This is a genomic window from Pseudomonas sp. IPO3778 (genome assembly GCF_013386825.1).
Lineage (GTDB): Bacteria > Pseudomonadota > Gammaproteobacteria > Pseudomonadales > Pseudomonadaceae > Aquipseudomonas.
On record NZ_JACARC010000001.1, the window covers coordinates 10866 to 34195 of the forward strand.

Below are 23330 nucleotides of genomic sequence, written 5' to 3' on the forward strand. Positions count from 1 at the left end.
CGGTCAATTGCTGCTGATACGACCATAGGGTCACACAGAGGTTGCGTCGGATTCACGATTGATTTCATGTCGCAGCCGCCAAGGGCAGGCATACGCGGAACAAGGCGCCCTCGCCTATCCGGCTTTCGACTTCGATAGTACCCCCGTGGGCCGCGATAATCTGCTCGGAGATAAACAAACCCAGGCCCAGGCCCGCCACCGCATGGCTGGCCGACACGCGCTCGAACTGCTGGAAGATGCGCTTCTGGTTGTCTTCGCTGATGCCGATCCCGTGGTCACGCACCTCAACCCGTGCCTCGCCATGCTCGGCATACACCCGCACCTCCACCGGGCTCTTGGCCCCATAGCGCAAGGCATTGGTCAGCAGGTTGGACACCACCTGCTCAATACGGAATTCGTCCCAGTTGCCCTCCACCGGCCCTTCTTCGACCCACTTCACCGAAGACTCGGCCGCGGCGACTTGCGGGGCGAAGTTTTCCAGCAGGTTATGCACCAGTTGCGTCAGGTCAAAACGCCCCGGGCGAATCGACAGCTTGCCGGTGCGGATGCGCGACACGTCGAGCATGTCTTCGATCAGGCGAATCAGGCTCTGGATCTGCCGTTCGTCGCGGTCAACCATGGCGTGCATCTTGTCTAGGGTAAACGCCGCTGCGTTGTCCCGGGCCAGGTGCATCTTGCGCAGCTGGGTTTCGAGGATCAGGCCGTTGAGGGGCGTGCGCACTTCATGGGCGACGATCGACATGAAGTCATCACGCATGCGCACGGCCTGTTCAAGCTCGGCCTGGGTGGACTGCAAACGCGTGAGCAAGGCTTCCTGCTCGCGGCGGCTTTGCTCCAGGGCTTCAACCTGCTGCTTCATCGCCTTGCTCTGGCGATACAGGTCGACGAACACATTGACCTTGCTCTTCACCGCATGGATGTCCAGCGGCTTGTGCAGGAAGTCCACGGCGCCACTTTCGTAGCCCTTGAACGCATAGTTGAGTTCACGGCCGGCGGCGCTGACAAACACGATGGGGATGTTCTTGGTCTTTTCGGTGCCGCGCATCAACTCGGCCAGTTCGAAGCCGTTCATGCCCGGCATCTGCACGTCGAGAATGGCCATGGCGAACTCGTGCTCAAGGAGCAACGACAAGGCCTCATCGGCGCTCAGTGCCTTGTAGACCTGGCGGTCCTCGCGCTTGATCAGCGCTTCAAGGGCCAGCAGGTTTTCCGGCAGATCATCGACGATCAGCAGTTTGGCCTGGACAGTACTTAACATGGGGAAGATTCCAGGGAAGCCAGCAAAGTGCCAATGCGGCTCAAGGTAAGAATATGGTCAGGTACATGCAGCGCCAGTGCGGCCCGGGGCATCACGTCGACGCGTGCCTCTGCCGGGTCTTGCACCACCGTGGTACCGCCGCACTGTTTGACGTGGGCCAGGCCCCGGGCACCGTCCTGGTTGGCGCCCGTCAGCAGAATCGCCAGCAGGCCCTTGCCGTACACATCGGCGGCCGACTCGAACAGGAAATCAATCGCTGGCCGGGAGTGGTGCACGCGATCCTCCTGGCTCAGTGACAGGCTGCGGTCATGTTCCACCGACAGGTGATAACCGGGGCCGGCAAAATACAGGGTGCCTGGCTGGACCAGCTCCTTGTCGCGTGCCTCCACCACCTTCATCGAGACGCGCCGGTCGAACACCTCGGCCAACTGGCTGCGGCGTTCGTCCGGCAGGTGCAGCACGGTGATGATCGGCAGGCCGAAGTTCGCCGGCAGCTCACCAAAAATGCCCAGCAACGCCTCGACACCGCCTGCGGAAGCGCCGATCACAATGGCCTCTATCCCGGATACCGGGCTGGCAGCAGCTTCGTTCATAGTTTTCGGTAGATCCGTTCTTGCTTGACCAGGGGTTCGAACTGTTTGCTGTAGGCGGAAAAATCCAGGGTTTCCTTGCTACCCAGCACCAGGAAGCCGCGATGACACAGCGACTCGTGGAACAGTCCAAACGCCCTATCCTGCAACTTTTTATTGAAGTAAATCAGCACGTTGCGGCATGAAATCAATTGAGTTTCTGAGAAGACACTGTCCGTCGCCAGGCTGTGGTCAGCGAACGTGACGTTCTCGCGCAGCGTCTTGTCGAAGATCGCGTAATCGTAAGCGGCGGTGTAGTAATCGGCAAATGAACGCTGGCCACCGGCCTGCTGGTAGTTATGGGTGTACGCCCGCACATTCTCCAGGGAGAAGATGCCCTGCTTGGCTTTTTCCAGGGAGTGGGGGTTGATGTCCGTGGCGTAGATGATGGTGCGCTCCAGCAAGCCTTCCTCACGCAGCAGGATGGCCATGGAGTACACCTCTTCCCCGGTGCTGCAGCCGGCGATCCAGATCTTGATCGACGGGTAGGTCTTGAGCAGCGGCACCACTTCATTGCGAATCGCCAGGAAGTGCGACGGGTCGCGAAACATCTCGCTGACCGGAATGGTCAGGAACTGCAGCAACTGCATGAACGCCGTGGGGTCGTGCAATACCCGCTCCTGCAAGGCCGAGATGGTATTGCAGTCGAACTGGCGCAAGGCATGGGCCACGCGGCGCTTGACCGAGGCCCCGGAGTAATCGCGAAAGTCATAGCTGTACTTGAGGTAAATGGCCTCAATCAACAAGCGCAGTTCGATATCAGTACTTCTTTCCAATTAAATCCGTTCCATCTTGGGTAGCCACACACGAATCAACGAAAACAACCGGTCCAGGTCGATGGGTTTGGCCAGGTAATCGTTGGAACCGGCTGCCAGGCAGCGTTCCTGATCGTCCTTCATGGCCTTGGCCGTTACCGCGATGATCGGCAGCTTGCGCCAGCGCGGGTCCTGGCGGATCAGGGCCGTAGCCTCGTAACCGTCCATCTCCGGCATCATCACGTCCATCAGTACCAGGTCGATGTCATCGACTTCATTGAGTTTCTCGATTGCCTCGCGGCCGTTACGGCCAATCACGACAATCGCGCCCTTGTGCTCCAGGGCACTGGTGAGGGCAAAGATATTGCGCACATCGTCGTCCACCAGCAGCACCTTGCGCCCCTCGAACACCTTGTCGCGGCTGCGGGCGGTACGGAGCATCGTCTGGCGTTCATGGGACAACTTGGATTCGACTTTGTGCAGAAAGAGTGTCACTTCGTCCAGCAGGCGCTCGGGCGAACGGGCGCCCTTGATGATGATCGAGCGCGAGTACTTGCGCAGCTCGGCCTCTTCGTCGCGGGTCAGGTTGCGCCCGGTGTAGACGATCACCGGCGGGAACGAGCAGATGTCTTCGGTAGACATGCGCTTGAGCAGCTCGTTGCCGAGCATGTCCGGCAGCTTGAGGTCGATGATCATGCAGTCGTAGATGTTGCTGCGCAGCAGGTCGAGGGCTTCCTGAGCGAAGCCAACAGCAGTGATCTCGATGTCATCGTCGCCGATCAGGCGGGCAATGCTGTCGCGCTGCAAATCATCGTCTTCCACCAGCAACACACGCTTGACCTTCTGCGTCAGCTTGGCTTCCAGGCGCGCGAACACGTCCTTGAGCTCTTCACGGGTGGTCGGCTTCACCGCATACCCCACGGCGCCCATGTGCATGGCGGCTTCAACGCGGTCTTCCACGGAAATCACGTGCACCGGGATGTGACGGGTCTCGGCGTGTTCCTTGAGGCGTTGCAGCACGGTCAGGCCGGAATGGTCGGGCAGGCGCATGTCCAGCAGGATCGCATCGGGAATGTACTGTTCCGCCAGGGCATAACCTTCGTCGGCGCCATGGGCCACCAGGCAGTGGTAACCCAACTCATGGGCCAGGTCGAAGAGGATGCGGGCGAAGTTCGGCTCGTCTTCCACCACCAGGATGCAGCGTGTGGTGAACGGGGCCTTGTCACGGTCGTCGATAAACCGCGGGATCAGCGCTTCATGGGCGATCGGCAGCGGCGACACCTTGATGGGCGCCGGCGCGGGTGCAGGCACCACGGTGCGCGGGGCTTCGATCATCGGGGCGTCTTCGTCACGTTCTACGTAGTGCTCCGGCAGCACCAGGGTAAACGTGCTGCCCTGGCCAGGCTCGCTGGTGACGCTGATATACCCCCCCAGCAGGTTGGCCAGGTCCCGGGAGATCGACAGCCCCAGGCCGGTGCCACCATAACGCCGGTTCGTGGTGCCATCCGCCTGGCGGAACGCTTCGAAAATGCTTTCCTGCTGGTCCGGCGCAATGCCGATCCCGGAGTCGCGCACGGTAAAGGCAATGCCCTCCCCCGGCTGACGGGAAACCGACATGCTCACCTGGCCTTTCTCGGTGAACTTGACCGCGTTGGACAGCAGGTTCTTCAGAATCTGTTCCAGGCGCTGGCGATCGGTGAACAGCATGTGCGGCGCGCCGGCCTGCACCTCCACCTGGAACCCGAGCTTGCGGTCGGCCGCCAGCGGCTCGAACATCCCGCGCAAGCCGTCTACCAGGCGGGCAACGCTGGTGTTCTCGGGGCGCATGTCCAGCTTGCCGGCCTCGACCTTGGAGATGTCCAGGATGTCGTTGATCAGGTTCAGCAAGTCGTTGCCGGCGGAATAGATCGACTCGGCAAACTTGACCTGTTCGGCGCTGAGGTTTTCCTGGGGGTTCTCTGCCAGCAGCTTGGCCAGGATCAGCGAACTGTTGAGCGGTGTGCGCAGTTCGTGGGACATATTGGCGAGGAATTCGGACTTGTACTTGCTGGAGCGCTGCAACTCGTCGGCGCGCTCTTCCAATTCCACCTGCACACGGTTGAGCTGGACGTTTTTCTGGTCCATGGCATCGCGCTGCTCGGCCAGGGTCTGGGTCTGTTCGGCCAGTTGCTCGTTGGTCTGCTCCAGCTCCGCCTGCTGGGTTTCCAGGTGGGCCTGGGATTCCTTGAGGATGCGTGACTGTTCCTCCAGCTCCTCGTTGGCGGTCTTGAGCTCTTCCTGTTGCACTTGCAGCTCTTCATTGAGCTGCTGGGTCTCGGCCAGCACTTCTTGCAGGCGGTGGCGATAACGGGCGGCTTCGATGGAGGTGCCGATGTTGCCGGCAATCAGCTCCAGCAGCTCTACATCGCGCTCATCCAGCGGGCGCAGGAAGCCCAGCTCGATCACGCCGTTGACGCGATCGTCATCGCTGGTGGGCACCACCAGTACGCTGCGGGTCGCGCCTTCACCCAGGCCCGAGCTGACCTTGAAGTAGTCCACCGGCACGTCATCCAGGCGAATCAGGCGATCCTGCTGGGCGGCCTGGCCAACAATGCCTTCATCGCTGTAGATCGACTGTTCCTGCTGTTCCTGCTCACGGGAAAACCCGTAGGTGGCGACGCGCTTCAGGCCGCCGTGTTCTTCGCGCACGTACAGCGCCGCCACGGCGGAGCCCATGTATTGGGCGAAGAACTGCAGGATGTTGCGGCCCAACAGGTTCAACGTCAGTTGGCCGAGGACCTGCTCGGCCAGCTCGGTCTGGCCGTTGCGCAGCCAGGCTTGTTGTTCGAGGCGCTTGGCGATCTTCTGTTGTGACGCGAGGTTTGCGCTGTAACTCTCTGAAAGTTCAAGTAGATTTTTTCTGCCGATATACGCCAGAAAACCACTTAGCCCGAGTACAAACGCCAGGTACAGGGAGACGCTGATGATGGTGGTGCGGGTGACGTCTTCATTACGGGTGATGCGGAACTGTTGCTCCATCGCCACCGCACGGTCGTATTCCTTGCGAATTTCGTCCGTCAGGCTCTTGCCCCGCCCGGCTTTCACCGCGCTGCGGAAATCACCGCTCTGGCGCTGCATATCAATCATCGACTGGGCGTAGGTATTCCAGGCGATCTGCAACGACTCCAGGCGTTTGAGCCGGTCGACCTGCTCGGGGTTATCCGCCACCAGCTCCTGCAGGTTGCGCAGGTCGGAGATGATTCGCGGCTTGGCCACTTCGTACGGGTCGAGGAAATGCTCGTCGCCGGTGATCAAAAAGCCGCGCATCCCGGTTTCCAGGTCCACGGTCAGCTTTGAGGTTTCGTTGAGATTGTTGATCACCCGGTCGGTGTGTTCGACCCACTGGATCACCGACAACAGGTAGGTGATCAGACAGACAAAAAACACCGCACTGAGCACGCCGACGCCCAGGGGCAGCGCCACGTTGCGGCCCAGCAGTTTACGGAAGCTTTTCTCATCGACTGACGACGCGGGAGTCATGGGCATGCCTTGGCCAAATGCGGAAAAACGAGGAGTTTGCCCCAAAGTCGCGCCTGAGCGCTATTTTTCTGCCATGGTCGGGCATAAACATCACGCAGGCTGTTGATTCCTATAGGAACTCGCGCCTTTGACAGCTCAGCACTGACTTTGCTTCTTACACACTCAACTACCTGGCATAGGAACCCCGGCGGCGGCCTGGCCCACCCACTGGGGCGCCCGGGGAACAGGGAACCTCCTCAAGAAGGGCGCGTATCTCACTTCCAAAAAAGGTACCCACCCATGCTTAATCCAGGCAACGTCTCCACGCCACCCCCCTTCCACCCCGCGCTGACGGCGCGCTTGACCGATCACACCGTTGAACCGACCGACGGGCCACCGTCGACGAATCCGCCCGCCGACGAACAGCCTGCAATCGCCCCTGGCCAGACCCCCCCCCGGCACACCTCGACACCCGGCCTCAACGCCGCGTTGGGCGACAACCAGAACTGGCAAACCCTGGGTAAAAAACTCAACGAAATCGCCCAGCGCCTGGGGGAAAACGCCACCCCCGGCGCGGTGCTGGCTGCGCTGCGCAGTACCCCCATGGATATTCACCCCGACTCCTCCTACCCCATGGAGGCCGGCCATGCCGTCACCCTGGACCGGTTTATTACCGCCAAGGGCTTGCCGTTGCCCAGGAGCCATTTTCACCTGACAGGTCTTGCTCACTCGGTAAGCGACAGGGCCCTGCAACACCCGCTCGGTGACTGGGGGGGTGGTTTGTCCTGGCCCATTCCGTTAAGCCCCCAGGAGCAACGTACGGCGCGGGCCGCCGCCATCCGCTACCTCAGCGACCACCCGAACCCACCGCCAATGGGGCCCCGCCTCGGCGTGCTGGAATACCTGAACAGCTACCGGCCACTGTCCGGCGAGACCCTCCAGGACCCGGCCAAGGCGCTGGCGAGCATGGTGAATTCTGCCCGCGGGCACGCCATGGGGCAGGCCCTGCAGACCCAAATGAACGGCGTTGCCACCGACAGCAGCGTGAATGACTACACCCTGGCGGCCATCCACTTGATGCTGGACCCGGAGTCGATCGCCCACCCGCACCGCAACCGGGTGGCGGGTTTCGACCTGGCCCAGAAGAATCACTGGGGCAAACCGGCTTCGGCGGTGCTTGAAGGCCTGAGCAAACACCTGAGCGACTACGGTAAAACCAGCCCGGAGATGGCCAAGGTCGGCGCGTACCTCTTGCTCGCCAAAACGGCCCCCGAGTTCCTGGTCAAGGACATCCCCGACAGCGTCACCTACGGCAGCCAGACGTGGGTCAGCCTGGCGGTCGCGGCGGCGGCCATCGAGGCCCAGTCGCCGGGCAAAGTGCCGAACATGACCTTCGCCCAGGTCATGCAGGCGTCCGAGAGCGCCACGCTGAACGACCTTGGCATCACCCAACAGGCCCAGAAAGCAGCGTTGGTGGACTGGGGCGTGATCAACGGGATTCTGCCTCGCGCGGCCAACGACCATTACAGTGCCGACGACGTGGATCGGGTCAAAACCCTGTTCAATCAACAGATGGGCGCGCGCAAGAAGGCCTCCGAATTACTCTCGACCGAAATCCCCAGCCGCAAGGATATCGCCCTGGCCAAACTGAAAGAGCGGTTTGGCGACCAGCCGTATTTTGAAGACAAGGCCTTGACGGTCGTGGACACCAGCACCCCCACCATCAGGCCGCTCTACGACCCCGACCGGTTACCCGTGGGCCCGCATTCGATGCTGGATATCGCCATGATGGGGTTGGATAACCTCCAGTGGAAAACCGTGGACCCCAACGATAAACAGTTGCCCCTGACGGAAATAAACGCCGGCCTTAAGCTCGGCGTAGGCACCGCATTCGATGAACAGTTCACCCAGGCGATCCAGTCACTCAAGGACGGGATTGCCCCCATCCTCAGCCACCAGTTGACCCAGCAAACACTGGATGACAGGGCAATACTGGGGGACGGCAAAATCGAACTCTTTCAAACCCTGACCTCGACGTTAGGCACAGATTTCAAGTCCAAAACATCGCCTGTTCCCGATGACAAACTGCTGGTCAAAGCCACCCACCGCGATAAAAAGACGGGCGAAGATAAAGTGACCGCCTACGAAATCAGCCTCAGCGGTGGGGTCAAGCCGATCCTTCCGATTTTTGTGCAAGAGCGCAGTTGGCGCACCAGCAACCAGCAGCACGAGATCAAACCCTTTACGCCGACCAACGACTCGATAAAGAACAACCTGAGCCAGAGGCGCGACAATGCACCGTCCCCACCTGAAGGCTTCTTCTCCGCCAGGACCCAGGCCCTGGCCCAGGCATTTGTCGAGCACCTGAATCTCGATGATAAAACGATCAAGGAGCAGGCCCGCGGCACCACGCCGCTGGACCAGCAGATGAAAAAAGACTGGGAAATAACCAACTTTTTCCTGGACCTGATTCCGCTTCGCTCAGCCATTGTCAATTTCCAGCAGGGCAACTACGCCGACGGCGCGGCGGACCTGGCCATGGACGCCGTGGGTTTCCTCACCGCCGGCATCGGGGCGGCGGGCAAGGTGGCGAAGGTGGGAAGCAAGGCCATCAGCACCGCGGCCAAGGCCTTGAAAGTGGCCAGGATCATCGGCACCACCACCATCAGCGAGCTCAACCCGCTGGGTGGCCTGGATGACCTGATCCTGGGCGGGTCCAGGCTGGTGGGCAAAGGCATTTCCAAAGGCGCCGAGGCGATCAATAAACTGCGGGGCGCAACGGGCGGTTATGACCTGTTGAAGGCAGTCAGCAGAGAGTATGGCGTCGCGGCAACGGGCACCCTCAAAGTCGCGGATCAATCCATAGAAGCAGGTGCCGTACTCAAAGAGGGTAAATGGTATGCCTTTGATACCGACAAGATGCAGCCTTATGGCCAACCCCTCAAGGATTTCACCCCTGGTGTAAGGGCCATGGAGGGCCAAACGCTCAACCTTAACTTAAGTGACTGGATTTATCAGAAGCTTGCAGGCGAAATTGCCCCTCCACCACCGTCCGGGATGCTGGGACGCTATGTCCCCAAAGACTTCCAGACTGCGTTGGAGAGAGCGAAACAGCCCAACAACGTGATGGACTATGAACTGGGTTACACCCTCGGAAAACCGGGCGATATTGTTGGTTACGACCCTGCACTGAGCATTCCCGAACTCCAGGCACTCGCCTCGCAACGGTTCCTGTCGCACCGGGACGTCGGCACCTTGGCCAGGCAGATCGAAAGGGAAAAAGTAAAATTAAGCCAGGACGGGATTGGGTTGTTCCAGCGGGATGTGCAAGCGGCCGGCGGCACAGTGACGCCCATCTCGCAGGAGTATTACCTCAGTCAGGTTAATCTGGCCTCCGAGGGCGAGTGTGCGGGGATGGCCAACGCACTGGGGCTGGCGATTGAATCCGGAACCGAAAACACCTTCCTGGGCAACCTCTTCTCCGCCGCCTCCAAGCCAAAGGCAGCCAAGGAAGCCAGGTTCATTGGCGACCTGAACACCTTTCACAACAAGGTATCCAACAGCGAAACTTTTCACATGGGAAAACCCGTTAGACAAGTGCCTTACCAGACGATCATTTCCGAACTGGCAAGCGCGCCCCCTGGAAAAACCCTCAGGATCGCCACCCAGGATCACGCGATACTGGCCGGGGTTACGCTCAGGGATAACAAGCCCATGTGGTTCTATTTCGATCCAAATTTCGGGCTTGCCAAGTTTGACTCTGCACAATCCATGAGCGAAGGCCTGGAACGTACCTTAAATAAAGGAACCAGCCGTTTTCAGCTTCGGGCACATGGAACAACCCCTGGCGCCCCTGAATACCGGATCAGTGAGTTTGCAGGCAGTGACATGATGACCCACCCCGATCGGCCGAGCCTTTCGCGCATGATATCCGAGGAGCTGTGACGCCTTTGAACTGATGCGAAGCGCGCGTTGCAAGGCTGCTCCCTGAAGGAGCAGCTTGCCGCCCTACAGCATTTAGTGACCCCGGGGGACATTCCCGTCACAATACCCACCCTGTTTCGGGAACTTGCCGAGATTGACGCGACTCATTAGAGGATGGTCTTTCAACCGATCAAGACCTGTACCTCCACTTCTCGGGAACCCTTACTATGTCCGCCGCCTCCACCATCCTAGTAGTCGAAGACGATGCCATCGTGCGCATGCTGATCGTCGATGTCCTCGAAGAGCTGGAGTTCCAGGTGCTTGAAGCGCCAGACGCTGAAAAAGCCCTGGACATCGTCAACGACACCTCGCAGACCATCGACCTGATGATGACTGACCACGGCCTGCCGGGCATGAGTGGCGTGGAGCTGGCTAACAAGGCCCGGGCACTGAGACCCGCCCTGCCGATTCTGTTCGCCAGTGGCTATGCCGAAAACATCGATGTTCCGGCCGGCACTCAGGTGATTGCCAAACCCTTCTCGATTGATCAATTGCGCGACAAAGTAAAATCAATGCTGGCCTGATGCTAGCCACCTCAATACAACGCAACACCTGCGGCCACTCAACCCGTTTGCGTGGCTCAACCCTCCCTGTGACTGCCTGCGCACAAACTAATTAATTCTTTCGTCGCCCTGGCTAGTCTGAATTTTGCTGCTAGCTTCAAACGACATGTCCTACAAGAAATAGTAAAAAAGGACAGCCCGAAGGTTCGCATTCGTCGGCCACCGGGTACGTCACCAGGGAATTGGGGAGTGGTCATGTTCAGGTCATCGTATCTTCCGGCATTCGTGCTGGCTTCTTCTGTGTTGCCCATGCTCCCGGCTTTTGCCGATAACGCCGAGACCGCCAACAAGAGCAACAACCCCCTGAACCTCGCGCCGGGCGCGAACCTGCAGGATTACTACACCCCCAGGCTTTTCGACAGCAACGCCCACACCAATGACACGTTGCTGCGCGGCACATTACCGGTCGCACCCTCGGACTTTATCGGTGTGCCTCAGCTATTGCGCGCCACCCTGCCCATCAGCACCCGCCCCGATCCCCACAGCGGCTACAGCACCGGGATTGGCGACCTGAACCTGTTCGATATCTTCCTGCTCAAGACCGACGGCGTGCAATTGGGCATCGGCCCACAGATCACCGCACCCACTGCCGAACACGATGAGCTGGGTACCGGCAAATGGCAGGCGGGCCTTGCGGCAATCGCCATCGATTCATCGCCCCGTGGCCTACTGGGCGCACTGGTGCAGTACCAAAGCTCGTTTGCCGGGGATCGCGACCGGGCCCATGTGGAAAGCGCCACCTTCCAGCCCTTTATCATTCATAACCTGCCCAAGGGCTGGTACCTGCGCTCCACCGGCACCTGGACCTTCGACCTGAAGAACGACACCCATTACATCCCCATTGGTTTCGGTGCCGGCAAGGCCTGGAAAGCCGGGACCAATATCCTCAACGCCTATATCGAACCGCAGTGGACCGTGGCCCGCAAAGGCGATGGCCTGCCGCAGTTCACCCTGTTTGCCGGGATTAACGTGACGTTCGGAAAATAAAACGGGAAACTCCACACCGTCACCCCACCAACCCGGTACAGAGTTTAGGAAGGACGCAACAACATGATCAAAAAACCGACGCGCTTGCTGTTGGCGAGCCTCTCGATTCTCATGAGCACCGGCGCCTGGGCCGACTTCACGGCCACGCCGAGTGAAGCCCGGGCCATCGCCAAGGAAGCCTACCTCTATGGCTTCCCCGTGGTGGAGATGTACAAGACCCTCTACACCCAGGCCGTCGACAAGACCGGGCCGAACTACAAGGCACCGTTCAACCATATCGGCAACAGCGCCCAGGTGTTCACACCGAAAGACACCGCCTTTGTCACCCCCAACTCCGACACGCCCTACTCCTTCGTGTGGCTGGACCTGCGCGCCGAGCCGGTGGTGCTGACACTGCCGAAGATCGAAGACAACCGCTACTACTCGGTGCAGTTGATCGACCTCTATACCCAGAACTTCGGCTACCTGGGCACCCGCAGCACCGGCAACAACGGCGGGCACTACATGATCGCCGGCCCCAACTGGAAAGGTCAGCAGCCCACCAACATCGACCGTGTGGTGTACAGCGAAAGCAACATCGCCTACGCGCTGTACCGCACGCAGTTGTTCGATGACAAGGACCTGGCCAAGGTCAAGCAGATCCAGAGCGGTTATAAGGTCCAGACCCTCAGCAACTATGTGAACCAGCCAAAACCCGTCAAGCCGCCGAAGATTGCGTGGCCCAAGCCCACGCCCACCATGAGCGACAGCATCCACCTGTTCCGCTACCTGAACTTCATGCTGGGCTACGCCGCTCCCCAGGACAGTGAAAAGGACGTGCTCGCGCGTTTTGCCAAGATCGGTGTCGAGGCCGGCAAGCCCTTTGATCTCAAGGCCCTGACGGCTGAGCAACGCAAGGCGCTGGAAGACGGGATTGCCGACGGCAAGGCCGAATTTGCCGCCTTCAAGAAAGACAAGGTCGACACCCATCAGGTGTCCAGCGGTGACCTGTTCGGCAACCGCGATCACTTGCAGAACAACTACCTGTACCGCTACGCCGGCGCCAACATGGGCATTTTCGGCAACTCCACCGATGAAGCCGCCTACCTGAGCTACTTCGTCGACAGCGAGGGCAAACCGGCCAACGGTGCGCGCCACAGCTACACCCTTCACTTCGACAAGGGCCAACTGCCACCGGCCGACGCCTTCTGGTCGCTGACCATGTACGACGCCAAGACCAAGCTGCTGGTGCCCAACCTGAAGAAGCGCTACCTGCTCAACTCGCGGATGTTGCCCAACTTCAAACTTGACGCTGACGGCGGCCTGACGCTGCTGGTTGCCCATCACGAGCCACCGAAATCCGAGCAAAGCAATTGGCTGCCGGCCCCTCCGGGTCCGTTTTACGCCGTGCTGCGCATTTACCTGCCCAAGCCTGAAGTGGGTAACGGCCAGTGGAAGCTGCCACCGCTCACACCGATCAAATAGCGCCTGATCCAGTAGCACCGCTGCACCCCTGACATCAGGCATTTACAAGGAGTAGAGCCATGGTTTCACGTAGTCAATTGAGTGCGTTTACCGCTGCCACGCTGGCACTGATGCCAGGGATAGGGTTTGCCGACAATGCCAGGGATTGGCAGAACACCCCCAAGGATTTGAACCTGGTGTTCGGCTACTACAACCGGGTCGACACCAACACCCCGATCGACACCACGCTGCCGATCACCGGCCTGTCGTTGAATGCCGACCTCTACCTGTTCCGCTACGCCCGTTCGTTCGACATCGACGGGCGCAATACCGCGATCCAGTTTATCCAGCCTTACGCCGATGTTTCGGCGTCCTTCGACAACGCACAGTTTTTCAGCGGCACCAAGCACAACGGTGGCATGGGTGATACGCAGGTGGTGTTTGCCCATAACATCTTCGGCGGCCCCGCACTCAGCGCCGAGGAGTTTGCCAGCTGGAAGCCCGAGACATTCCTCACCGGCGCGCTGTGGGTGACGATGCCCACGGGCGACTATGACAAGGACCGCATCATCAACATCGGCTCCAACCGTTGGGTGTTCAAGCCGGAACTGGCCTTCGGTACGCCGATCGGCCCGACCTGGCTGGAGATCAATACCTATGTGTCGCTGTTTGGCGCCAACAAGGATTACCACGGCGACAGCAAGCTGGATCAAAAGCCGCTGTATGCCATCGAAGGTCACTACAGCTACACCATCAACCGCGCCCTCTGGGTCTCCCTGGACGCCACTTACAACCGAGGCGGCGAAAGCAAGATCGACGGCGACTGGCAAGACAACAAGCAGGAAAACGGCCTGCTGGGCGCCAGCCTGGGTTTTATGCTGTCACCGCAATTTGGCGGCCTGATCGCCTATAACGACACGGTTTCCGAGCGCACCGGTTCGCCGGATGTAAACACCTGGACCTTCCGCCTGCAGTACGTCTGGTGAACAGCGTGCGCTACGCAGCGCTCTATGCCGGGTTACTCGGCAGTGTCGGGGTGTCTGCCGCCAACCTGCCGGACCTGGGCACTGGCGCCGGCCCGGTTGCCAAGGCCGACGCCGAGACCTGTCACCGCCTGCAACAGGACTTTGATATCGACCTCAAGCAGGTGGTCAAGGCCGGCTGCGAGCCCTCCACCGAGCAGATCGCCAAACTGATGGACAACCCGGTGGGCAACCTGGTGCTGCTGTTCAATCAGTTCGACTACAGCGCGCTCAAGGGCCCCCATAGCAACGGCACCCGTTACCTGGGCAAATACAGCTTCATGCCCACCTTCCCGATTTCCCTCGGTGAAGACTGGAACCTGATCAACCGCCTGCCCATCAGCTACGTCAGCGCACCGGTCAACCAGAAGGCCGGCGACCTCGTGGGCATGAGCCCCTATGGCGTGCTGACCGACCGGGATTTCGCTTCGGTGGTCAACGACCCGTTCGACCGCACCTCGGGCTTCGGCGACCTGGCCTATGTAGGCGTGTTCTCGCCCAAGCAACCGATCCGCTTTGCCAACGGCGGCAAGATGGTCTGGGGGTTTGGCCCGACGGCGATGTTCCCTACCGCTGAAAAGGACGTACTGGGCACCGGCAAGTATTCCCTGGGCCCGGCCTTCGTAGCGGCTTATCTGGGTGAAGACTGGACCTTGGGGGTGTTTCCCCAGCACTGGTGGTCGGTGGGCGGGGATGCCCGGCGCAAGGACGTGAGCCTGACCAATATCCAGTACTTCATCCAGCGCAACATTCCGGGCCCCAGCCAATGGCGGGTGGGCATGACGCCCAATGTCACCGTCAACTGGAAGGCCGAAGGCGGCAACAAGGTCAACTTCCCCATCGGCCTGGGTGCCGGGCGCATCGTGTACTTCGGCAAGCTACCGGTGCGCATTTCCGGCGAGGTGCAGTACTCGGTGATTCACGCCGACGACCTGATCAGCAGCCGCTGGAATTTCCGCCTGTCGTTTATCCCGGTGATCCCGACTTTCATGCTTTGAACGAGGTGCGCCATGCGCAGTTTCCATTGCACACGCGTGTTGTTGATCGGCCTGATATTCAGCGCCCCTGCCGCGGCCTGGGCCGACGAACTCGAACCCAAGGCCCTGACCGCCCTGGAGCAGATGGGCGGCTACCTGCGCAGCCTGCAGCAGTTCCGTATCGACGCCCACAGCCACACCGACCAGGTGCTGGATAACGGCCAGACCATCGAGTTCAGCCACCAGACCCGCCTTGCCGCGATGCAGCCGGACAAGCTGCACGTCTCGGTGGAAAGCGACGGTGAGCGGCGCAGCCTGTTCTACAACGGCAAACGCTTCACCCTGTACGACAGCCGCAGCGGCTACTTCGCCAACCAGGCGGCCCCGGCGAACATCGGCGGGCTGCTGGATCAGCTGAACGAACGCTATGGCATCGAGTTGCCCCTGGCCGACCTGTTCCGCTGGAACCCCGGCACCGCCAAGGAAGTAGGCATCAGCAACGCCGTGCTGATCGGCAGCGAAACCATCGACGGCCAGACCTGCACCCATTACGCCTACCGCCAACCGGACATCGACTGGCAACTGTGGATTCGCCAGGGCCCGCAACCGTTGCCCTGCCGGCTGGTGATCAGCCGCCGCGACACCGCCGAACACCCCCGGCACAGCGTCAACTACCTGTGGCAACTCAACAGCCCGCCCAAGCCGGCGGACTTCGAGTTCAGCCCACCGGCCGGCGCCCGTGCGGTACCCCTGCAACAGTTGGAGCCTCAGGGAGAACAGCCATGAAACGCACGGCGGCGGTGCTGACCGCGAGTTTGCTGCTGACGCTGTTCGACCCGCTGGCTGCCCTGGCCTGGCAACTGCGCGGCGGTGGCGGCGCCCGGACGTTTGTGGTGCCCCATGGCGGCGGTGGCGGTTACCGCCCGCCGATGCCCGCGCCGCATCCGATGCCCGCGCCCCGGCCAATGCCACCCCATCCCGAGCCACATCCGCAGCCCGGGCCGCACCCCGAGCCGGGTCCGCATCCGTATCCAGGGCCGGGACCACAACCTGGCCCACATCCCTATCCGGGGCCCGGGCCGCAACCGGGGCCGCATCCCTACCCGATGCCGCCACCGCCTCCGCCACCTCCGCCACCCCACGGCGATGACTGGTACCACCCGTGGGCCACCGCCGCAGTCATCGGTGCTACCACCGCCACGATCCTGGCCATCGGCACCCGCGTGACCACGGTGCCGGTGGACTGCGTCTCGGTGGTCGCCAATGGCGTGGCCTACCAGCACTGCGGGCCCACGTGGTACCAGCCGCAATACGTCGGCAGCTCCGTGCAGTACATCGTGGTCGCCGCGCCCTGGTGATCCCCCGTTTCAAGGATGATTGTGATGACAGCACTCAACGATTTAACCGCCCTGCAAGCCAGCATCGCCGAAAGCGTACTGGGCCAGGACCAGGTGATCCGGCAGATCCTTATCGGCCTGCTGGCCAACGGTCACTTGCTGCTGGAAAGCCTGCCGGGGCTGGCCAAGACCCGCACGGTCAAGGCCCTGGCCCGGCACCTGGACGCGAAGATGAGCCGTATCCAGTTCACCCCCGACCTGCTGCCCTCGGACATCACCGGCGCCGAGGTGCTGCACCAGGTGGACGGCCAGAACCAGATCCGCTTCCAGCCAGGCCCGCTGTTCGGCAACCTGATCCTCGCCGATGAAATCAACCGCGCCCCGGCCAAGGTCCAGGCGGCGTTGCTGGAAGCCATGGAAGAACGCCAGATCACTGTGGCCGGTGCCAGCCACCCGCTGCCCGAGCTGTTTATCGTGGTCGCCACCCAAAACCCCATCGAGCAGGAAGGCACCTACCCGCTGCCGGAAGCACAGATGGACCGGTTTCTGATGAAGGTCTTGCTGGACTACCCCAGCGCCGACAATGAAAGCCAGGTGCTGCGCCTGTTGCGCGAAGAAGAACAGCACGCCGCCAGCACGACGACCCAAGGCTTCACCCTGGCGCCCGAGGTGATCTTCGCCGCCCGCAAGGAAGTCAGTGCGATCCAGGTGTCCCCTGCTATCGACCACTACCTGATCGACCTGATCAACGCCACCCGCCATCCCGCCGACTACGACGCCGACCTGGCGCGCTGGATCAGCCTCGGCGCCAGCCCCCGTGGCGGCATCGGCCTGGACCGCGCCGCCCGCGCCGATGCCTGATACGACTGATGCAGGTCCGACGCCCAGCCGTCGATGACGCCTTTCACGTCATCGGCCTTCATCACCTGGGAGTCGTTGGCCAACGGCTTGCCGGTGCCTTTGCGCACGACCTGGGCGATCACCTTGCCGCTGTCGCCATCGAGGAACTGGGCCTCGGTGCCCAGGGTGGTTTCCTGGTCACGAATCCCGGCGCCGGTGCTGACGGCGGCGGCCACCAGGGCCACGGGAATGTACTCATACGGCTTCAGGCTTTCGGTCTTGCTGCTGACCGCCGTGATCGCTGCCCGCACCACAATCACGCCCGGGCCGGGGCCGTTGGCCAGAGGCAGGGACTTTTCCAGTTCGCGCTTGAGCGCCTGGTTGTAGTAGGTGTTGATACCTTGCAAAGTGCTGTCAGGAATTTTGGTGGTGGCTTGCGGCTTGGGGTAGAACTGGGTGGGTTCGATATACACCGCGGTATAGCGGCTCAGGTTCAGGTCGGGGTCGACCCAGCGCATCACTTCCGCGCCGGACGGTGACTTGGCTTCCTGCAAGTGGCTGTAGTCGGAGAGAAACCCGGAATATTCGTCCGGCTGTGTCACCTTGCTGGAACACCCCACCACCCCGATTGAGGCGATGCATACCGTGCCGATCATTAGTCCTAGCTTCATCGTGGAACTCCTTGGCGGTCGTCGAGGGAATACTGAGCTGTAGGTATAGCCAACTCTGGAAAAATAACCTGCCAGGCGTTGCAAGTTTTGGCAAAATTTCAGCTCGTGGATTTGACAGGCAGGCGCCCAACGTCAAAGCTGCACGGAGCTTAAGCGCGCCGTTAGAGCGTCAATGCATCGGACATCGGAAGTCGTAATGCCCAAGCCAGAAAATAAAGCCGCACCTCGCCGTGATTCCTCCAGCCGTTACCTGTACCCCATCGTGATCGCCCTGTTGTTGTTGGCCATGGCCGGCGTCTGGTATTTCCTCCAGGCCAGTACGCCCAAGCTGCCGGTGTCGGCGCCTGCGCCCGTGGTCAAACCGGTGGCCGTTGTGCCGCCGGCGACAATGGTCGACGAGCAGCAATGCCAGGGCTGCCATCAGGCCCAGGTCAAAGACTGGCAAGGCTCCCACCACCAGTTGGCGATGCAGGCTGCCACGCCTGAAACGGTGCCGGCCGACTTCAACAATGCGTCCTTCAGCAGCGAAGGCGAAACCACCCGGTTCTCGCGCCGGGGCGATGAGTTCTGGGTCAACACCCCCGGCGCCGACGGCAAGGCTGCGGACTTCAAGGTGGCCTATACCTTTGGCATCGCACCGTTGCAGCAGTACCTGATCGAGGTGGGTGAGGGGCGCCTGCAAGCCTTGGGCGTGGCCTGGGATACGCAGAAAAACCGCTGGTTCCACCTCTACCCCGGCCAGGGCGTGAACTTCAAAAACCCGTTGCACTGGAGCAAGCCCAGCCAGAACGCCAACTTTATGTGCGTGGAATGCCACACCACTGGCTACAAACGCAATTTCGATGCCACGAAAAACACCTTCGACAGCCAGTGGAACAGCCTGGGCGTCGGCTGCCAGGCGTGCCATGGCCCGGCGTCGAACCATGTGGCGTGGGCGGCGAAAAAAGGTGACCTGCTGCATGCAGGCTTTGCGGTGGACCTGAAAGACAAGGACGCCACCGTCGAGATCGAAACCTGCGCCCGCTGCCACGCCCGTCGCGCGCCGTTGGGGGACGGTTATACCGTCGGCAAGCGCCTGATGGACGACTACCTGCCCAGCGTGCTGACCCGCGAACTGTATGCGCTGGACGGCAAAATCAAGGATGAAGTGTTCGAACACGGCTCCTTTGCCCAAAGCAAAATGGCCGACAAGGGCGTGCGCTGCAGCGACTGCCACAACCCCCACAGCGCCGAGCTGAAGGCACCGGGCAATGGCGTGTGCCTGCAATGCCACAACACCGCAGGCAAAACCGCCGTGGCCACGGTGGACGGTCGCGGGTTGCAGGCCAAGAACTACGATTCCCCGGAACACACCCGCCACACGGCCGGCGAACCCGGTTCGTTCTGTGTCGATTGCCATATGCCCGGCAAGTTCTACATGGGCAATGACTTTCGGCATGACCACAGCTTCAGCATCCCCCGGCCCGGGGACAAGGTCAGCGAGCAGTTCAAACTCTGGGACAGCACCGAACCCGAACATGCACCGCGTTACGCCGAAAGCATGGTGTTGATCCGTGGCGGTCAGCCCGGCGCGGCGCAGGCGCTGTATGACCAGTTGGCCCGCAACAACCTGCCGGCGATCCAACGCGCCACATTGCTCGCCGAACTGCCCAACTACCCGAGTGAACAGGCACTGAAACTGGCGACCAGCGACCTCAGCCACCCGGCGCCGCAAGTGCGTGAGAGCGCCGTGCGGGCGATCAGTGCGTTTCTGCCGCCGCCAGAGCGGGTGGCGTTGTATGGGCCGCTGCTCCGGGACCCGGTGCGCGCGGTTCGGATCATCGCCGCCCGCGACCTGTTGAGCGCGTCGGGCCAAGGCCTGGGGCCGGCCTGGGACAAGGCGATCGCGGAATACGAACAGGTGCAGTTGAGCCTGCTGGAACGGGCCGAGGCCAACCTCAACCTGGCCATGCTGTATCAAGCCAGCGGCCGGGGCGACCAGGTTGAAGCGCAGTTGCGTACCGCATTGCTGCGTGACCCGGACTTCTTCCCGGCGCTGGTGACCCTGGCGCAGTGGCTGGAGGCCAATGGTCGGTCCCAGGAGGCCCGCGCGCTGGTAGCGGACAACCTCAAGCAGCACCCGGACGCGGCACTGTTGCAGCACACTCAGGGGCTGATGCTGATTCGGGCCGGGGACACGGCCAACGCCATGCCCCATCTGCGGGAAGCGGCCCGCCTGGAACCGGCGAACCCGCAGTACAACTACGTGCTGGCGGTGGCGCTGCATGACAGCGGCCATGTGGACCAGGCCTGTGAGCAACTGGAAAAGCTGCTCGCTTTGCAACCCTATAACCGCAATGCCCGGCTGTCGTTGATCCAGTATTACCTGGAGAACGGAAAAGAGCCCAAGGCCCAGGTGGTGATGCAGTCGTGGAAGAAACTTAACCCTGGAGACCCGGCGTTGAAGTAAACCGGCGCGGGGCAGGCCCTCTTTAACAGTCTTTGACAGTTTCCCGACAAAGCTCACAAAGACCCATGGACGGCCCGCCCCTAGCATTCGAGCATCCAAACCACCCCTCGGGTGCTCATCATGTTTCGCACGTTGCGCAGTATCCCGCTGCTGGGTTGCCTGTTGGGCAGCATCGGCTGCCATGGCCAGCCACCGGCCCCGCCGCCGATCCCCAAGGGCGACTACAGCGCGATCATCCGCTACCTGCAAAAACGCATCCCGGTTGAAATGGCCAGGCAAGGCACCGCCGGCCTGTCCATCGCTCTGGTCAATGGCCAGGAACTGATCTGGGCCCAAGGGTTTGGGGTGGCGGACAAAACCTTGGGCAAGCCGGTCACCCCCAACACCGCGTTCCGCGCCGGCGCCATCGCCAAACTGCTCACCGCCACCGCCGCCCTGCAACTGGTGGAACAACAGCGGCTGGCCCTCGATACGCCCATCCAGGCCACCCTGCGGGAATTCTACGTACGCTCGCGTTTTCATTCCGACCAAACCGCCGCCGACCGCGACATCACCCTGCGCCGCCTGCTCAGCCACCAGTCGGGCCTGCCCAGCGAACACCTGCGGGATGTGCGCAACACCTTCGCCATGGGCCAGATGCCGCAGCGCATTTCCGGGGTATGGCTGAGCACGCCACCGGGCACCCAAGTGGCCTACTCCAACCTCGGCTACGCCCTGGCCGGGGCCGCTATCGAGCGCGCCAGCGGGCAAGACTTTGAAACCCGCCTGCAAAACAGCCTGCTCAAGCCCCTGGAGATGAACCAGTCGAGCTTCGTCGGCACCGCTGCCCAACCGGGCTTCCGCGCCCGGGGTTATGAGGATGGCATCGCCAGCGCCGACGCCCAGGTGCGCGACCTTGCCGCCGGCGGCCTGTGGACCAGCCCCAAGGACCTCAGCCACTACGTGCGAATGCTCTTTGCCCGGGGCCTCTACAAAGACAAACAGCTACTGGGCGGCCCGTCGATCGACGAAATGTTCACCCGGCAAAACACCGGCAACGCCCTGGACTTCGACTGCCAGATGGGCCTGGGGTGGTTTCTCGCGCCCTGTGGTGACGAGCCGGTCGGCCCCGGCATCCGTACCTTCCAGCACAGCGGTGGCGGGGACGATTTTGCCGCGCAATTGACAATGCTGCCGGACCAGCAACTGGCCGTGATCGTGATGGCCAACGACAGCAACGCCGAAGAGCTGGTGGTGTCCCTGACCACCGACACCCTGCGCCTGATGCTCCAGGCCCAGACCGGCAGCGCGGTGTGTGCCGACGACTGCCGGCAACCGACCCACGGCCTGAAAATCCGCCAGGTGCCCGCCGCCATCGACCGCGCGCGCCTGGCCGGGTTCTACGCCACGGCCTGGGGCGTTTTCCGCATCAAGGACGAAAACGCAAAGCTGTATGGCGAGTTGGCCGACACCCGCTTCGAACTGCTGCGCGACGGCCAGGGCTGGCTGCGGGCGCAACAGAAATTCCTTGGTTTCTGGCTCAAGGACCTCGGCGAACTGGGCCGCGTGCAGCTGGATGTGGTGACCGTGCAAGGGCGCCAGATGCTCACCGCCCGAAGTCACGGCCAGCGTGTGCCGGTGGGCGAGCGCATCGAGCAGACGCCACTGAGCACTGCCTGGGCCAACACCATCGGCACCTATCAGGTGCTCAATACCCACGAGCCCGACGCGCCCTTGAGCGGCATCAGCGTGCGCCTGGAAAACGGCTTCCTGGTGATCCGCGGCCAACTGCATGACCAGCCGCTGACCGACTACATCCTGCTGCCGGTGGACAACGCCCACGCGGTACTGGCCGGCAATGGCTATGGCCTGGGCGACACCGTGAGCCGCCAGGTCAACGGCCTGAGCGCCTCGGGCTACCACTTCAAACGTACCGATCCCCCCCACACCCCCTTGAGTCTCTGACCTGCCATGAAAACCCTCCTGCGTTCCAAACCCCTGTGCCTGTCCCTGACGTCCCTGTGCCTGCTGACCAGCGCCGACGCCCTGCTGGCCGACGACTGGGAATACACCCTCAAGGCCGGCGTGGCCAACCTGCCCCGCTACAGCGGCAGCGACGAGCGGGTGACCGCGCCGGTGCTGGGGGCGGCGGTCGTCAGCCCGTGGGGGATTTTCCTCGACACCGACAAGGGCCTGGGCTGGGGGTATGACGGCGGCGGCGCGAGTTTCAGTGCCTACGTCGGTGCCAGCAGCTCACGCAAGGACGAGAGCAAAAGCGGCCGCCCGGGGTCGAAGAAACTCAAGGGCATGGGCGAGATCAAGACCCGCGCCCAGGTAGGTGTCAGTGGCAGCTATAACCTGGGCGGGGTGATTATCGGCGCGACCCTGGAACATGCGCTGAAGGAGGACGATCACAACGATTCCGGCAAGGCCTTCACCCATCTGGAGCTGAGCCTGGGCACCAACCTGTATGACGGCGACTACGGTTCCCTCGACGCCAGCCTCAGCAGCCATTTTGGCGACAGCAACTACCTGCAGACCTGGTACGGCGTCACCACCGGCCAGGCCGCGCAGAGTCGCTTCAAGGCCTACAAGGCCAGCGGTGGCAATATCAGCAACGGGATGAATGTGGTGTGGAGTTTGCCGATCAGCGAGCACACCCAGTTTTCGACGCTGCTGGATGTGCAGTACCTGGCCGACAAGGCCGGGCAGAGCCCGATTGTGGAGCGACGCTTGCAGACGTCAGTGATGGGGATGGTCGAGTACACCTTCTGATTGGGTAACCCAATCAAACATGTGGGAGCTGGCTTGCCTGCGATGCAGGCACCTCGGTCTTTCAGTGAGACACAGGTGATGCTATCGCAGGCAAGCCCGCTCCCACATCTGATCTCCATCGTTCTTTTGATCGTTCCCACGCTCTGCGTGGGAATGCCGCCTC

15 protein-coding genes and 2 pseudogenes are annotated in these 23330 nt (G+C 61.7%); 12 read left to right on the forward strand and 5 right to left on the reverse strand.

All coding sequences use genetic code 11. The annotated features are described in order from the left end of the window. Positions 1-64 precede the first annotated feature (64 nt). From HX855_RS00035 to HX855_RS00050, 4 genes are read right to left on the reverse strand one after another with little or no spacing between them, the layout of a single operon-like run. Positions 65-1258, reverse strand: coding sequence for a hybrid sensor histidine kinase/response regulator (locus HX855_RS00035; RefSeq protein WP_177089569.1), 1194 nt, complete (start codon positions 1256-1258; stop codon positions 65-67). Beyond that, positions 1252-1851, reverse strand: coding sequence for a chemotaxis protein CheB (locus tag HX855_RS00040; protein ID WP_177089568.1), 600 nt, complete (start codon positions 1849-1851; stop codon positions 1252-1254). Before HX855_RS00040 ends, HX855_RS00035 begins: the two co-directional genes overlap by 7 nt. Continuing rightward, positions 1848-2663 carry a protein-glutamate O-methyltransferase CheR gene (locus HX855_RS00045; RefSeq protein ID WP_177089567.1) on the reverse strand — a complete coding sequence of 272 codons (816 nt, stop codon included), beginning with the start codon at positions 2661-2663 and terminating at the stop codon, positions 1848-1850. The genes HX855_RS00040 and HX855_RS00045 overlap by 4 nt, the downstream gene beginning before the upstream one ends. Next, positions 2664-6161: a response regulator gene (locus tag HX855_RS00050; RefSeq protein ID WP_177089566.1), complete on the reverse strand. Its 3498-nt coding sequence runs from the start codon at positions 6159-6161 to the stop codon at positions 2664-2666. Positions 6162-6440: 279 nt separating this feature from the next. Here HX855_RS00050 and HX855_RS00055 point away from each other — a divergent pair, with 279 nt between their 5' ends. The 9 genes and pseudogenes from HX855_RS00055 to HX855_RS00095 form a co-directional block, all read left to right on the forward strand. Then, entirely contained in the window at positions 6441-10085 is a 3645-nt protein-coding gene (locus HX855_RS00055) for a hypothetical protein (protein ID WP_256353088.1), read from the forward strand. A gap of 206 nt (positions 10086-10291) precedes the next feature. After that, a complete protein-coding gene (locus HX855_RS00060; protein ID WP_177089565.1) occupies positions 10292-10648 on the forward strand; it encodes a response regulator in 357 nt (118 codons plus the stop codon). A gap of 288 nt (positions 10649-10936) precedes the next feature. Beyond that, positions 10937-11674 (forward strand): hypothetical protein, encoded by a 738-nt coding sequence (locus HX855_RS00065; protein ID WP_375140051.1) that lies wholly within the window; start codon positions 10937-10939, stop codon positions 11672-11674. A 63-nt stretch (positions 11675-11737) separates the two neighbouring features. Beyond that, positions 11738-13138: a DUF1254 domain-containing protein gene (locus tag HX855_RS00070; RefSeq protein WP_177089563.1), complete on the forward strand. Its 1401-nt coding sequence runs from the start codon at positions 11738-11740 to the stop codon at positions 13136-13138. A gap of 59 nt (positions 13139-13197) precedes the next feature. Continuing rightward, positions 13198-14103 (forward strand): transporter, encoded by a 906-nt coding sequence (locus HX855_RS00075; RefSeq protein WP_010171116.1) that lies wholly within the window; start codon positions 13198-13200, stop codon positions 14101-14103. Further along, positions 14100-15137 carry a hypothetical protein gene (locus tag HX855_RS00080; protein ID WP_177089562.1) on the forward strand — a complete coding sequence of 346 codons (1038 nt, stop codon included), beginning with the start codon at positions 14100-14102 and terminating at the stop codon, positions 15135-15137. Before HX855_RS00075 ends, HX855_RS00080 begins: the two co-directional genes overlap by 4 nt. A gap of 12 nt (positions 15138-15149) precedes the next feature. After that, the gene (locus tag HX855_RS00085) at positions 15150-15902 is read left to right on the forward strand and encodes a DUF2092 domain-containing protein (protein WP_177089561.1); all 753 of its coding nucleotides are present in this window, start codon (positions 15150-15152) and stop codon (positions 15900-15902) included. Then, entirely contained in the window at positions 15899-16474 is a 576-nt protein-coding gene (locus HX855_RS00090; protein WP_177089560.1) for a hypothetical protein, read from the forward strand. The genes HX855_RS00085 and HX855_RS00090 overlap by 4 nt, the downstream gene beginning before the upstream one ends. A 24-nt stretch (positions 16475-16498) precedes the next feature. After that, a pseudogene (locus HX855_RS00095) lies at positions 16499-17311 on the forward strand (AAA family ATPase); the annotation flags it as partial. A 2-nt stretch (positions 17312-17313) separates the two neighbouring features. Here the strand turns inward: HX855_RS00095 and HX855_RS00100 are convergent. Further along, positions 17314-17964, reverse strand: a pseudogene (locus HX855_RS00100) (DUF3313 domain-containing protein); the annotation flags it as partial. 196 nt (positions 17965-18160) lie between these two features. Here HX855_RS00100 and HX855_RS00105 point away from each other — a divergent pair. From HX855_RS00105 to HX855_RS00115, 3 genes are all read left to right on the forward strand, one after another. Continuing rightward, the gene (locus HX855_RS00105; RefSeq protein ID WP_177089558.1) at positions 18161-20413 is read left to right on the forward strand and encodes a tetratricopeptide repeat protein; all 2253 of its coding nucleotides are present in this window, start codon (positions 18161-18163) and stop codon (positions 20411-20413) included. A gap of 120 nt (positions 20414-20533) precedes the next feature. Next, positions 20534-22357 carry a serine hydrolase gene (locus tag HX855_RS00110; RefSeq protein ID WP_177089557.1) on the forward strand — a complete coding sequence of 608 codons (1824 nt, stop codon included), beginning with the start codon at positions 20534-20536 and terminating at the stop codon, positions 22355-22357. 6 nt (positions 22358-22363) lie between these two features. Beyond that, a complete protein-coding gene (locus HX855_RS00115; RefSeq protein ID WP_177089556.1) occupies positions 22364-23167 on the forward strand; it encodes a MipA/OmpV family protein in 804 nt (267 codons plus the stop codon). The last annotated feature ends 163 nt before the right edge of the window (positions 23168-23330 follow it).

Bases quoted from the DNA above. Each gene is read 5' to 3' on its own strand.
- HX855_RS00035 (WP_177089569.1), bottom strand. From the start codon at position 1,258: ATGTTAAGTACTGTCCAGGCCAAACTGCTGATCGTCGATGATCTGCCG.
- HX855_RS00040 (WP_177089568.1), bottom strand. From the start codon at position 1,851: ATGAACGAAGCTGCTGCCAGCCCGGTATCCGGGATAGAGGCCATTGTG.
- HX855_RS00050 (WP_177089566.1), bottom strand. From the start codon at position 6,161: ATGACTCCCGCGTCGTCAGTCGATGAGAAAAGCTTCCGTAAACTGCTG.
- HX855_RS00055 (WP_256353088.1), top strand. From the start codon at position 6,441: ATGCTTAATCCAGGCAACGTCTCCACGCCACCCCCCTTCCACCCCGCG.
- HX855_RS00060 (WP_177089565.1), top strand. From the start codon at position 10,292: ATGTCCGCCGCCTCCACCATCCTAGTAGTCGAAGACGATGCCATCGTG.
- HX855_RS00065 (WP_375140051.1), top strand. From the start codon at position 10,937: ATGCTCCCGGCTTTTGCCGATAACGCCGAGACCGCCAACAAGAGCAAC.
- HX855_RS00070 (WP_177089563.1), top strand. From the start codon at position 11,738: ATGATCAAAAAACCGACGCGCTTGCTGTTGGCGAGCCTCTCGATTCTC.
- HX855_RS00075 (WP_010171116.1), top strand. From the start codon at position 13,198: ATGGTTTCACGTAGTCAATTGAGTGCGTTTACCGCTGCCACGCTGGCA.
- HX855_RS00085 (WP_177089561.1), top strand. From the start codon at position 15,150: ATGCGCAGTTTCCATTGCACACGCGTGTTGTTGATCGGCCTGATATTC.
- HX855_RS00090 (WP_177089560.1), top strand. From the start codon at position 15,899: ATGAAACGCACGGCGGCGGTGCTGACCGCGAGTTTGCTGCTGACGCTG.
- HX855_RS00105 (WP_177089558.1), top strand. From the start codon at position 18,161: ATGCCCAAGCCAGAAAATAAAGCCGCACCTCGCCGTGATTCCTCCAGC.
- HX855_RS00110 (WP_177089557.1), top strand. From the start codon at position 20,534: ATGTTTCGCACGTTGCGCAGTATCCCGCTGCTGGGTTGCCTGTTGGGC.
- HX855_RS00115 (WP_177089556.1), top strand. From the start codon at position 22,364: ATGAAAACCCTCCTGCGTTCCAAACCCCTGTGCCTGTCCCTGACGTCC.